A 12,173-nucleotide genomic window follows, 5' to 3' on the forward strand; every position below is an offset into this window, starting at 1 on the left:
ATAAAGTGTTTTTTAATTAAAAGTATTCCGTTCCTTTTTGTAAGATTTGTGACGGAGTTTCTATAGTATCGGTACCAGAGAAGTAGTAGAAAAAGCCTGCGGTAGAAATAAGGCTAATTAAAATGGCCAATAAAATAAACCAAGCCATGAGTTTTTCTATGAACGTTGATGGTCGAGATGGACCATATTGATTTGGACCTGCTGTACCTGAGGCAAGCAGTAAATAAATCATAAAAAAGAATTGAACAACTGGAATGAATAACAGCAATCCCATCCAACCACTTTTATTTAGATCATGCAAACGTCGCACGACGAGAACAACATTTAAGTAAATCAGGAATAGCCAAAAAGCCCAGACGATCCAAGCACTAGCCCCAGAAAGAGAGCTATAAAACTCAAAATTAAATAAATTGCTTGAAAGCTGAAAACTTCCAAGAAATGAGGCCAAAATGAAATAGCCCACAAGGGTGACTAAATAAATCAACCCATAACCGCCTAAATAGCTCATGCGATTAAAGCGCCCATGAATTGAAAACGGATTATCTTTAAAAGGGAGTTGGGGGGGGCGTGAGGAGCTAGTTTGGGCAAACATATTATTTTATTCCTAGGTTGCATATGAGAGACAAAATAATCTTTGTTGATGATCAAAACCATCAAATCTTGAAAAAATTATAAAAGTAAAAGCTATAGACAAATGTTTTAAATCAACTTAATTTTATAAAAATGTTCATAATTTCGTATGCTTGAGTAAGTGGTTAATATATGACCAAAGTCGCATTGTCTAGGCTTTGAAAGAGTCATCATACTGAAAAGGCATACAAATAAGATCCAGTAAAATAATAGCCACAGTCTCGAGATGGGATGCACAAGATCAAGGAAGTTGCGTATGAATGAGATCTATCCAGTACCAGAGGAATTTAAAAAGACAGCTCGTACTGTTGAAGCAGACTACTTTAAACGTTATCAACACTCTATCGAGAACCCAGATGAATTCTGGGCAGAGCAAGCTAAAATTGTCGATTGGATAAAGCCATTTACCCAAGTTAAAAATACAAGTTTTGACAAAGACAATTTCAAAATTGAATGGTTTGCTGATGGCGAGTTGAACGTATCAGCAAACTGCCTAGACAGGCATCTTAAAGAACATCCACATAAACCTGCAATTATTTGGGAAGGTGACCATCCTTCTCGTCATAAAATTGTCTCTTATAAAGAGTTACACGACGAAGTCTGCCGCTTTGCCAACGTTTTGAAGAAATATGGCATTGGTAAAGGTGACCGCGTTGTGCTGTATATGCCGATGGTCACTGAGGCTGCAATTGCCATGTTAGCCTGTGCCCGTATTGGTGCTGTTCACTGTGTAGTGTTTGGTGGTTTCTCGCCAGACTCTTTAGCGAGTCGTATTGAGGATAGCCAAGCTAAACTGGTGATTACTGCAGACTCAAGTCTACGTGCTGGTAAACTCTTACCACTTAAAGAAAACGTCGATTTGGCTTTAGCATTGCCCGGCACAGAATGTGTTGAAAATGTAGTGGTGGTTTACCGTAATGCCAACCCGATTGAAATGAAGCCGGGTCGTGATTTGTGGTATCACCTTATTATTATGGAGGTGGATGCAAACTGTCCTCCAGAACCGATGAAGGCGGAAGACCCATTATTCATTCTTTATACGTCAGGTTCGACAGGAAAACCTAAAGGTGTTTTGCATACTACTGGCGGTTATCTAGTCTATGTGGCGAGTACCTTTAAAGAAGTCTTCGATTTAAAACAAGATGATGTGTACTGGTGTACGGCCGATGTAGGCTGGATTACAGGCCACAGTTATCTAATTTATGGACCACTGGCAAATGGTACCACGACCTTAATGTTTGAAGGTGTGCCTCAATACCCAACATGGGCACGTCTTGGTCATGTGGTCGATAAGCACAAAGTCTCGATTTTATATACGGCCCCAACTGCGATTCGCGCCATGATGCGAGAAGGTGATTCGTTTGTACGCGAAAGTAACCGTAGCAGCTTGCGTTTACTCGGTTCGGTCGGTGAACCTATTAACCCTGAGGCTTGGAACTGGTACTACAACGTTGTTGGTGAAGGTCGCTGCCCGATTGTTGATACGTGGTGGCAAACCGAAACAGGCGGTATTTTGATTGCTCCATTACCAGGCGCAACAGCCTTAAAACCGGGTTCAGCAACTCGTCCGTTATTTGGTATTCAACCCGCGATTGTCGATGGCGAGGGCAATGAACTAGAAGGTGCGGTTGAAGGTAATTTAGTGATTAAAGATTCATGGCCAGGCCAGATGCGTACCATTTGGGGTGATCCGGACCGCTTTATTGAGGCTTACTTCTTGACCTTTAAAAATACTTATTTTACGGGTGATGGCGCTCGCCGTGATGAAGATGGCTATTACTGGATTACGGGCCGTGTTGATGATGTCTTAAACGTTTCAGGTCATCGTCTAGGTACTGCTGAAATTGAAAGTGCTTTGGTTTCGCATGAATCTGTAGCAGAAGCAGCAGTGGTGGGCATGCCGCATGATATTAAAGGACAAGGTATTTGTACTTTTGTGACCTTGCAAGCAGGCGTTCCAGAGTCGGAAGAACTACGTAAAGAGTTAATTAGCTGGGTCCGTAAAGTACTTGGACCAGTGGCTTCACCAGATGCCCTGCACTGGGCGCCAGCATTACCTAAAACGCGTTCAGGTAAAATCATGCGCCGTATTTTAAGAAAAATTGCGGCAAACGAGCTTGATAGTTTGGGTGATACTTCAACTTTGGCTGAACCAGCAGTGGTAGATCAGTTAATTGCAACGGTTTATCCCGATAGACAAAAATAACGTTTTAATAAAAAAGCCCCTAGCGGGGCTTTTTTATTAATCTTTATTAAGAGCTTGCTAAAAAGTCAACAGTATTTTGTACATTTGCAAATGTACTCAGCGCAGTCAGAAAAGCAGTTTGTACATCTTCAGCTTTTACAGTTTTTCCGTCATGGCTTAAATCGCGAGTTGCGGTTGCATCTGCAATTAAGATGGGTTGATAACCTAACTCTTTGGCTGCACGTGTACCTGAATCAATACACATGTGAGTCATCATACCTGTAATCACGAGTTGCTCAATTTGATGTGCTTTTAAAAGCTCGTCTAAATTGGTTTCTAAAAAACTATTTGGATAATGCTTTGTCACGATTAATGAATCACTATCAGCACTAAGTTCAGGGTGAAGTAAAACACCGTCGGTATTTTCTTGAAAGAAGCTCGCTTGTGGCGGGTTAATATGTTGCACATAAATAATCGGCAAGTTTTTCTCGTTAAAATATTGTTCAAGCTGCTTTATTTTTTCTAGCGCTTGATCTGGCCCAATCAATTCCATTTTGCCATTTTTAAAATAATCATTTTGAACATCGATAACTAATAGTGCTTGTTTCATGAGATTACTCTTGTTGATATGAGATAAAACAAGAGTAATCTCTGCTTGAAAAATCGGCTATAGTCAGATGAAAGCATTATCGCCAGTTTTCTTTCGCCATGAAAAATGAATATTGAATTAGACCCGATCGATTTAAAAATTATTGCATTGCTTAAACAAGATTCCCGTCTGACAAATAAAGAAATTGGGCAGCGTGTCCATCGAACAGGGCAGGCGGTGGGCGCTCGAATTGCTCAGTTAATGGATGCTGGTGTTATCAAAAACTACACCATTGCTGTTCAATATTCGCATAAACAATTTATTCACTTGCATTTAAATGAACAACGCGCATTTGAAGAAATTGAAAATTTGGTTAAGCAATATGAACAAATCGATGAATGCTTTAAAGTCATGGGCAATGCTTGCTATATGATTGTCAGCCATTTTGAACCCGCTGCCTTAAATGAATTTATCGAAAAACTTTCAAAATGGTGCCGTTACTCAGTTGAAACTGTGATTCGAGAAGTCGAAAAATCTTAAAAAATAAAGGCTCCAAGCCGAGTCTTGGAGCCAATAAATTCTTTATTTTTAATTTATTGTTTTTATTATCTTGCGCTGTTTTAACTGGGGTTTTTTAGGCTGATTTAGCTTGGATTTCTACCTCCTTTTCCTGTTGAAGTTCTAACTGACGAACGAGCGGCAGAACTTTTTCACCGAAATATTCCACCTCTTCAATAAAGTGTAAAAATCCGGAAAGAATCAAATCAACACCTACATTTTTGAGTGCCACAATACGTTCTGCAATTTGCTGCGGCGTACCAATTAAATTGGTTTTAAAGCCATCGTTGTATTGCACTAAGTCTTCAAAACTTGATTTTGCCCAGTTACCTTGTTGCTCTGGTGAAGCAGCACCTGCTTCACGTGTAGCATCTCCAAATGCATTTACGGCTTCAGTGTTGGCTTTATCAATAATTTCTTGAAGTACCGCTTTTGCTTCTTCTTCAGTATCTCTAGCAATAATGAAAGCATTTACCCCAATTTTGACATGGTGATTATTTGCTTTTGCTTTAGTACGAATATCTTCGACTTGTTTTTGAATTTCTTCCACAGTATTGCCGTTGGTGAAATACCAATCAGATACACGTGAAGCCATGTCACGTGCGGCACGTGAACTGCCACCTTGAAAGACTTCAATATGCGGTTTTTGCAGAGGTTTTGGTTTAAGCGTGTAGTTTTGAAACTGATAGTATTTACCATCGAAACTATAGTTATCGGTGGTCCAGATTCCTTTTAGTGTGCGAATAAATTCTTCGGAGCGAATATAACGTTCATCATGCTCAGGCCACTCTTCACCAATGGCATCAAACTCACCTCTGAACCAGCCACTCACCACATTAATCGCAATACGGCCTTCAGTTAGATAATCAATCGTTGCAAGTTGTTTTGCCGCCAACGCTGGTTTCCAGGGGCCGGGCAGAATAGCCGCAATGACTTTAAGTTTTTCAGTTTTTGCTAATAATGCATGACTGAAACTTACCGATTCATGTTGGTTTTCTGCCCCGTACCCCGCCGTAAAACGAATTTGGGTGAGCGCATATTCAAAACCATTGTTTTCGGCAGCCTGTGCAAGTCGGACATTGTAGTCATAACTCCAGTCTGTACGCTGTTCGATGTTACTCACTACAAGGCCACCGCTTACGTTTGGTACCCAATAAGCAAATTTAATTAGTTGTTGTAATTGCGTCATGGTTCGCTCTCCCCATTCGTTCTTTTTATTTAGCTACATTGCGCTTAGGCAACATGCGTTAATGATTTGCCAGACTTGTGATGCAAACGAGATTCTGCTGCATCAAGGTCTGGTACAGCCGCTGAAGGTAATACTTCTTCTTGCTCAATTTGCTTGTTAATACCAAGCTCTTGATTTGCTTGCTGTGATTTAGATTTGATCACTTCAGCGCGTTTACCTTTCGCTGGCGCCCATTCTAAAATTGGTAATGCGCGTGCCACTGCTAACGTAATACGATCTGATAATTGCTCACTTTTCACCGTATATTCAGGGGTAAAGTCACGATCTGTCGCATATACGCCAATTGGTAAAGTTTGTGCTTGGAAGAAACTGAATAATGGACGTAGTTGATGTTCAAGTACGAGTGCATGACGATCACTACCGCCTGATGCTGCTAAAAGTACAGGCACATCGACTAAAGCAGTCTGTTCAACAAAATCGAAGAAATGTTTGAAAAGACCTGTAAAAGATGCACGGTAAACGGGTGTACCTACAATTAAAGCATCTGCTGCTTCAACTGCTGCAAGGTCATCTTGTACGCGCTGTGGAAGTTGGTTGCGATAAAATGCGCCGCCTAATAGAGGTCCGATTTCGCTTAATTTAATAAAGTGAACTTTAATATCGATTGCTTCTGATAATTCATCAAGAATGGCTTGAACCAGACTTTCCGTTTTAGATGGGGTATTTAAGCCACCAGAAACAGCAACGATATTTAAAGGTTTTGGTGATGTGATACCAGTCATAATTTGGTTCCTAAGCCTAAAACAAGAGATTGGACTTATTAATCAACAACGACGGTAAACTGTAAAATAACGAAATTGGTCAACCTTATCAGTTTTAAATATAAAAGATAAATAGTGGATTTTTATACTTTGTTTTTCTATTAAGTTGCTGTTTTTATTTTATATAATTATAGGTGATATATTTTTTATAATAAAAAGGAAGCTTATATAAAAAAAAGATTAATTTTGATTAAAAGTTAAAAAACATCTCAAAATCTTGGCTAAGTTCTGCATTTATCAACATTTTGCATAAAAATGGATAAGATGAACGTATCTTTCATCTAAATAGTAGGGTTACAATAGGCCATACTTATGCTCAAGATTACTTTAATCGCTTATGAATATTTTAATCGTTGATGATCATCCTTTGTTTCGTCATGCTTTAATTCAAGCAGTACGTTATAGCCTGCCACAGGCACAAATTCATGAAACAGCCTCGGTTGATGAGTTTTATGAGCGTTTGGAAAATGGGGCAGAACCTGATCTAGTATTACTCGATTTAAATTTACCGGGTGCTTCAGGATTTTCGGCTCTGGTTTATGTAAGAGCACAGTATCCATCTATTCCGATTATTGTTGTTTCTGCACATGAAGAAACTTCAATCATCCAGCGTGCAATCGCTCATGGTGCGATGGGTTATATTCCTAAGTCGGCTCATCCAAGTCATATTGGCGAAGCGATTCGTCAAGTCTTAGAAGGTGATATCTGGTTACCACCTAATTTGCCATCTAATCTTAACCTTGACCCAAGAGCAGCAGATGAAACTGCTTTAGCTGAACGTATTCAATCATTAACACCTCAACAATTCCGTGTTTTGATGATGGTTGCGGAAGGTTTGTTAAATAAGCAGATTGCATACGAGCTAGATGTTTCAGAAGCAACGATTAAAGCTCACGTAACGGCTATCTTTAGAAAGTTAGGTGTGCAAAACCGTACACAAGCCGTATTGGCGATTAGTGCACTCAATATTGAAGATAAGAAAATCTAAAAAGAAAAAAGACCTCGATTGAGGTCTTTTTTATAGGTGTCACTTAAGCGAGGCAATCTTGCTTAGGTGTTAGGCTGTCGCAGTACAACGGATTAAGTGCACATTGCAAATCATCAATTTGTTCTTGAGTCACGTAGCCTTTCATTTTTAAATATTCAGCCACACGGTCATCACGTAGGCTTAAGAATGCTGCGTCATAAACGCCTAAATCTACAAAAAGTGCAGCTGTTTCTAGGCTGTTGAAGCGATCAAGGAAAATGTCATTGCCATACATTAAGAAGATATGGTCGAGTTTTGCTTTTTCATCAACATGTAGTCGTTCAGCAAGTTGATCGGGGTGCGTTTTAATAAAGAGTAAATCAGATAATTCATCAAATTGAGTCATATCTAACTGATTCTCGCCGAGTTTGACATGGCCAAGCCAAGCTTTGAAAACGAGTACAGCACCGCCACGGAGTAGCATGCTCCAGATTTGATGACGTGTGTCATGGTCAAGATTTTCACTTTCAGCGCTAAGAACTTTTAAAAAGTTCTCTTCTTGTTGAGCCAATTTATCAAATAAGCCTAAACCTTGAGGATGATAAGCCGCAGGTGCAAATACATCAAAATTTAGGTCGTGGAATACATTGAGTGCGAGGGGGACGGCACATTGATAAATTGTATTTAACGCTTTGATATGGGCTTCATTGAGCTTGCTGTGGGGGAAAATACTTTGCCAATCTAGTTCAGGAAGTAAAGCATTGGCACTGTATTGACGATAAAACTGTTGAGACGAAAGTTGGCCTTGTGGGCTGTTATCAGAAATATTCATGGCAATTGTCCTTTGCATTAATTCGTGAGCAGGGGTGCTTAATATGGAAATGGCTTATAAAAATAGCTGTACATAGAATAAATTGGTTTTGAATATTTATGTGTCATGAAGAATGCAAGTAGAATACGACTAAAGTCGTATATGGTTGTTTTTATCTAATTATAATTTTAAAAAACAGAAGCTTATGAAATTGTAACTAAGTATACAAGTGTTCACTTACAAAAAAGGTGAGCTTTGCCATAGAAAAAGGACTATTGGAAAGTTTGGCCAATTATTTAATCATCAAAAGTAGACTTTTTGAGCAGTTCTGCCTATTGGCTTAAATTAGTCCTATAATTTTTGCCAAAAATTCCTCCCAAACTTATTAAAGGTTTGGGAGAGAAAAAAATTAATCTGTCTCACTGGCAATTTTAAGACCCGATAGCCATGCTCTTAAAGAAGCTGGCTTAAGCGGTTTTTTGAGTAAAACAATATTCAGTTCTTTCAATTGTTGAGGTAACTCAGGATGAGAGTCGGCTGTAATCAGAGCAACCGGAACATCATGTTGACGATTTTGCAAAATAAAATCGACACCGAGTTGGTTATTATTTAAATGCTGATCGATAAGCCAGACCTGAATATTCTCTTTTTGAATAATTTCAAGTGCTTGTTCAGGTTCAGTGGCTTTAAAAACCTCATAACCCCATCGACCTAATAAGCTGCTCATACCCTCAAGAATGGTTTCATCATTGTCTAAACATAAAATTCGGTAAGCCTTAGTTTTTAAAGGTACTGCCTGTACGGTTGGGGTTATCACTTTTGGAGCTTCTACCACCGGAACCTCAATCATAAAGCAGGAGCCTTTATCGAGTTGCGAATAGACATGGACTGGATAATTCAACAAACCCGTCATACGCTGCACAATAGCAAGCCCCAAACCTAAACCTTGTTCGCCCCAAGGCGATAAATGCCCACAGCGTTCAAATTCTTGAAATAATTTAATACGTTGCTCTTCGGCAATTCCGGGACCTGTATCCCAGACACCAATTCGAATGTGTCCAGGTTTTTGAGCTGAGCGTAATACGCCAACAATCACTCGGCCTTTGGCGGTATAACGCAGTGCATTACTCACAAAGTTTTGAATAATGCGTCGAATCCACTGTGGATCTGTGTCAATCCAGAATGATACATCATGAACTTTTAATGAAATATTTCGCTGTGCAGCAATCGATTTAAACTGGAGTTCAAGATCGCTTAATAAATCGTGCAGAGGGTAAGGCTGTCTTTTTGGTTGTATGGTGCCGCCTTCCAAACGTGCAATATCGAGTAGGGCAGAGAGCATACTTTCTGCACCATACAGAGCACGGTCAAGTTGCTGTAGAGTTTGACGATCTTCTTCGGTTGCAATGCTTTGCTCAAGAACAGTACTAAAGAGACGAGCAGCATGCATGGGTTGTAATAAGTCATGACTGGCCGCAGCAATAAAGCGGCTTTTTGACATATTGGCCATATCGGCTTGTTCGCGCGCCAGCTGTTGCTCGGTTAAAGCATCGGCAAGTTGTTGGGTTCGGTCTTTTACGCGGGCTTCGAGTATTGCCTCATTTGCACGGAAAGCAGTAATGTCGGCGAACGTTGTAACGAAGCCTCCACCTGAAATAGGATTACCACGCATTTGAATAACGCGTCCATCTTTACGAATACGTTCAAACTCATGCGCACTTCCGACTTTCATCCAGTGTAAGCGTTTACGAACATGTTCTTCGACTGAACCGGGGCCACATTCGCCACGTTCAGCGTTATAACGAATCAGATCGGCAATTGGACAACCCACATAGACTAAATCTTTTGGGTAGCCAAATAGTTTTAAATATTGGTTGTTCCAAGCGACCAAACACATATTTTTATCGACCACACTTACCCCTTGGGTCATGTGGTCAATCATGGTCATCAGCAGGTTTTGATTAAACCGTTGCCACTGTGAGGCTTGGTCTAAAATATTGGCGACTTGGCCTAATGCCAAACCATTATTGATCATTGCTGTGGTCAGTAACGTACGTGCAGAGGCTGCGCCGATAATGCCAGCTAGATATTGCTCGGTGAATCGCCACCACATGCCATTGGCAATACTATTCGGATTGAGTGTGAGATGATTTTGCTCACAAAAGTTCTCGAACGCTTGTGTTGTGGGTTGCTCACCCGTAATTCTTTTAGCAAGGGCGAACAGATCACCTACTTTTAAACGTGCAGCATCGTGGGGTAAATAGGTCAAATCGGTAGAAGTATGTGGTGATGGCAGAGGCTTAGTTTCATAATAAAAAAAGCTTTCTGCCTGAATTTGTTCTGCCACACTTGGGCGGTAAAGTTTAGAAATCCAGATATATAAAACAATATTTAAACCGAGAGACCAAATAACGCCGTGGGTTAAAGGTGCAAATGATTCAAAACCAAAAAGTGATTCTGGACGTAATGCATTAATTCCCAAAGGACCAAAAAGCAAAATACTTTGGGCTGTTTCTTGATAGGCTTCCGGCAAACTACGTAAGATCGTTGGAAACAGTAATGTGTAACTCCACATTAAGAATCCAACAATAAGACCAGCATAGACACCTTGACGACTTCCGCCTCGCCAATACAAGCCACCAATGAGAGCCGGTGCAAACTGGGCAACCGCACTAAATGCTAATAAACCAAATACTGAAAGCTGGTTAATATCGTTAAAGAAATGGAAGAATAAAAAGCCAAGAAGCATTACTGCGACAATACTAATACGACGGCTAAATTTAAGAACTTTCGGTAAGTGTTTATCGTGTCGCGAAAGCAACTTGAACCGCCACAGGGCAGGCATAATCAAGTCGTTACTGAGCATGATAGATAATGCAACAGATGAAACAAGTAACATACCTGTTGAGGCAGAAAACCCACCTAAAAAGGCCAGTAGGGCTAACCACTCTTGATTATAACTGAGGGGTAATGAGAGTACTGCAACATCGGGCACTGTTAGGAATTTTGGCGCTGCATGTAAAGCCCAGCTTGCAATCGGGATAATAGCTAGAATCGTTAAAATGAGATAAGCCGCAAACCATTTACGTGCACCGCGAATATGCTTTTCATCACGTAATTCAACAACCGCTACATGAAACTGTCGGGGTAAACAGATAATTGCGAGGCCTGCCAATAATGTCTGAATCCAGAAAGTTTCAGGGACCCCAAATAATTGAACCTCTTGAAAGGTTTGGTTTACGTCGGCTGTGACTTGAACTAAGTTCGCGGGTGCCTCAAAAATAAAAAATAAAGCGACACAAATCAGTGCGAATAATTTTACAAAAGATTCAAAAGCGACAGCTAACATGAGGCCGCCATGCTGTTCGGTGTTTGCAATTTGCCTTGTACCAAAAATCATGGCTAAGATCGCAAGGACACTGGTTAAAAGCAAAACGCTATTGGTGGTCGTATGAATATGAGCATTTTGTTCCAATATGACTGATGTACTTAAGGCAATTGCACGTAACTGTAGGGCGAGGTAGGGAATAATCGCAATAACTGCCAAGATCGTAACCAGCGATGCCAATACGCCGCTTTTGCCATAACGTGCAGCAACAAAGTCGGCAATTGAGGAAATCGCGTGGTGCTGACGTACTCGGCCTAAACGTCGCCAGATATCGTAACCAAACCAGACAAATAACAGCGGACCTAAATAAATAGGTAAGAAAATAACACCTTCTCGGACGGCAGCTCCGGTTGCACCATAAAATGTCCAAGATGAACAGTAAACACCTAAGGTCAAACTAAACAGGAACATCCGGCCACGTGTACTCAGGCGACTAGCATGCTTTTCGCCAAAAAAAGCACAAATGAATAAGAGTGCTATATAAAGTGTGAGTACCCCAATAATCAGCCAGCTGTTCATATGACCTACATGATTAAAACCTTGTGCCTATCATACCCCAAGCAGGAACAAAGCTATAAATTGATTAAATTTTAACGACCAAAGTCTAAGTTACGAATTACACGTAATTTTGCTAATTTGAATAATGAGAAACTACTATTAAAAAAGTGACCAAGGTTGGGCACAGGGCAAGGAGTTTGGTTATGGATCAAAGCCAAGTAGAAAAGATTCTACACAATCCAAAGTTTCAGAAAATGGTCAAGAAAAAAAGTGCATTAAGCTGGACGCTCACAATCATTATGTTAGTGCTTTATGTGGGCTTTATGCTACTTGTTGGCTACAACAAAGAATTTTTGATGAGTTCATTTAGTGGTGGTGTAACGACATGGGGTATTCCACTAGGCTTAGGAATTATCGTTTTATCTTTCCTACTGTGTGGCGTGTATTCCTATATCGCAAACAATACCCTTGACCAGTTGAGTGAAGAAGCGTTGAAGGAAGTTGAAGCCATCACGCATGAGAAAGGATTACACTAAT

10 protein-coding genes are annotated in these 12,173 nt (G+C 40.3%); 4 read left to right on the plus strand and 6 right to left on the minus strand.

Annotated elements, in window-relative coordinates:
* Nucleotides 1-16: 16 nt before the first annotated feature.
* Nucleotides 17-592: a DUF805 domain-containing protein gene (locus SOI76_RS00850; protein WP_104080047.1), complete on the minus strand. Its 576-nt coding sequence runs from the start codon at nt 590-592 to the stop codon at nt 17-19.
* A gap of 294 nt (nt 593-886) precedes the next feature.
* Here SOI76_RS00850 and acs point away from each other — a divergent pair, with 294 nt between their 5' ends.
* Complete coding sequence (gene acs, locus SOI76_RS00855) at nt 887-2,836, plus strand: acetate--CoA ligase (protein WP_104080048.1); 1,950 nt, start codon at nt 887-889, stop codon at nt 2,834-2,836.
* A gap of 46 nt (nt 2,837-2,882) precedes the next feature.
* Here acs and ywoC read toward each other — a convergent pair whose 3' ends face one another.
* Nucleotides 2,883-3,425, minus strand: a complete 543-nt coding sequence (gene ywoC / locus SOI76_RS00860; protein WP_104080049.1) for a cysteine hydrolase family protein — start codon at nt 3,423-3,425, stop codon at nt 2,883-2,885.
* A gap of 105 nt (nt 3,426-3,530) precedes the next feature.
* Between ywoC and lrpB the strand changes: the two genes are divergently transcribed.
* Nucleotides 3,531-3,944, plus strand: coding sequence for an Lrp/AsnC family transcriptional regulator (gene lrpB, locus SOI76_RS00865; RefSeq protein WP_005066843.1), 414 nt, complete (start codon nt 3,531-3,533; stop codon nt 3,942-3,944).
* Nucleotides 3,945-4,038: 94 nt separating this feature from the next.
* On the opposite strand, the gene sfnG is transcribed toward lrpB, so the two are convergent.
* Nucleotides 4,039-5,151 carry a dimethylsulfone monooxygenase SfnG gene (gene sfnG / locus SOI76_RS00870; protein ID WP_104080050.1) on the minus strand — a complete coding sequence of 371 codons (1,113 nt, stop codon included), beginning with the start codon at nt 5,149-5,151 and terminating at the stop codon, nt 4,039-4,041.
* A gap of 44 nt (nt 5,152-5,195) precedes the next feature.
* The gene (msuE, locus tag SOI76_RS00875; protein ID WP_002122062.1) at nt 5,196-5,933 is read right to left on the minus strand and encodes an FMN reductase; all 738 of its coding nucleotides are present in this window, start codon (nt 5,931-5,933) and stop codon (nt 5,196-5,198) included.
* Between the two features lie 376 nt (nt 5,934-6,309).
* Here msuE and agmR point away from each other — a divergent pair, with 376 nt between their 5' ends.
* Nucleotides 6,310-6,960, plus strand: coding sequence for a response regulator (gene agmR, locus SOI76_RS00880; RefSeq protein ID WP_002122041.1), 651 nt, complete (start codon nt 6,310-6,312; stop codon nt 6,958-6,960).
* 43 nt (nt 6,961-7,003) lie between these two features.
* On the opposite strand, the gene SOI76_RS00885 is transcribed toward agmR, so the two are convergent.
* Both SOI76_RS00885 and luxQ read right to left on the minus strand, forming a co-directional pair.
* The gene (locus SOI76_RS00885; RefSeq protein ID WP_005066850.1) at nt 7,004-7,771 is read right to left on the minus strand and encodes a hypothetical protein; all 768 of its coding nucleotides are present in this window, start codon (nt 7,769-7,771) and stop codon (nt 7,004-7,006) included.
* A 388-nt stretch (nt 7,772-8,159) separates the two neighbouring features.
* A complete protein-coding gene (gene luxQ / locus SOI76_RS00890) occupies nt 8,160-11,657 on the minus strand; it encodes a PAS domain-containing hybrid sensor histidine kinase/response regulator (RefSeq protein WP_104080051.1) in 3,498 nt (1,165 codons plus the stop codon).
* A gap of 182 nt (nt 11,658-11,839) precedes the next feature.
* Here luxQ and SOI76_RS00895 point away from each other — a divergent pair, with 182 nt between their 5' ends.
* Nucleotides 11,840-12,172, plus strand: a complete 333-nt coding sequence (locus SOI76_RS00895) for a DUF485 domain-containing protein (protein WP_016142785.1) — start codon at nt 11,840-11,842, stop codon at nt 12,170-12,172.
* Nucleotide 12,173 lies beyond the last annotated feature (1 nt).

The sequence above is a fragment of the Acinetobacter pittii genome (assembly GCF_034064985.1).
Lineage (GTDB): Bacteria > Pseudomonadota > Gammaproteobacteria > Pseudomonadales > Moraxellaceae > Acinetobacter > Acinetobacter pittii_H.

What these genes read in the sequence shown, in the direction of transcription:
- SOI76_RS00850 (WP_104080047.1), bottom strand. Translation starts at nt 592, where the DNA reads ATGTTTGCCCAAACTAGCTCCTCACGCCCCCCCCAACTCCCTTTTAAA.
- acs (WP_104080048.1), top strand. Translation starts at nt 887, where the DNA reads ATGAATGAGATCTATCCAGTACCAGAGGAATTTAAAAAGACAGCTCGT.
- ywoC (WP_104080049.1), bottom strand. Translation starts at nt 3,425, where the DNA reads ATGAAACAAGCACTATTAGTTATCGATGTTCAAAATGATTATTTTAAA.
- lrpB (WP_005066843.1), top strand. Translation starts at nt 3,531, where the DNA reads ATGAATATTGAATTAGACCCGATCGATTTAAAAATTATTGCATTGCTT.
- sfnG (WP_104080050.1), bottom strand. Translation starts at nt 5,151, where the DNA reads ATGACGCAATTACAACAACTAATTAAATTTGCTTATTGGGTACCAAAC.
- msuE (WP_002122062.1), bottom strand. Translation starts at nt 5,933, where the DNA reads ATGACTGGTATCACATCACCAAAACCTTTAAATATCGTTGCTGTTTCT.
- agmR (WP_002122041.1), top strand. Translation starts at nt 6,310, where the DNA reads ATGAATATTTTAATCGTTGATGATCATCCTTTGTTTCGTCATGCTTTA.
- SOI76_RS00885 (WP_005066850.1), bottom strand. Translation starts at nt 7,771, where the DNA reads ATGAATATTTCTGATAACAGCCCACAAGGCCAACTTTCGTCTCAACAG.
- luxQ (WP_104080051.1), bottom strand. Translation starts at nt 11,657, where the DNA reads ATGAACAGCTGGCTGATTATTGGGGTACTCACACTTTATATAGCACTC.
- SOI76_RS00895 (WP_016142785.1), top strand. Translation starts at nt 11,840, where the DNA reads ATGGATCAAAGCCAAGTAGAAAAGATTCTACACAATCCAAAGTTTCAG.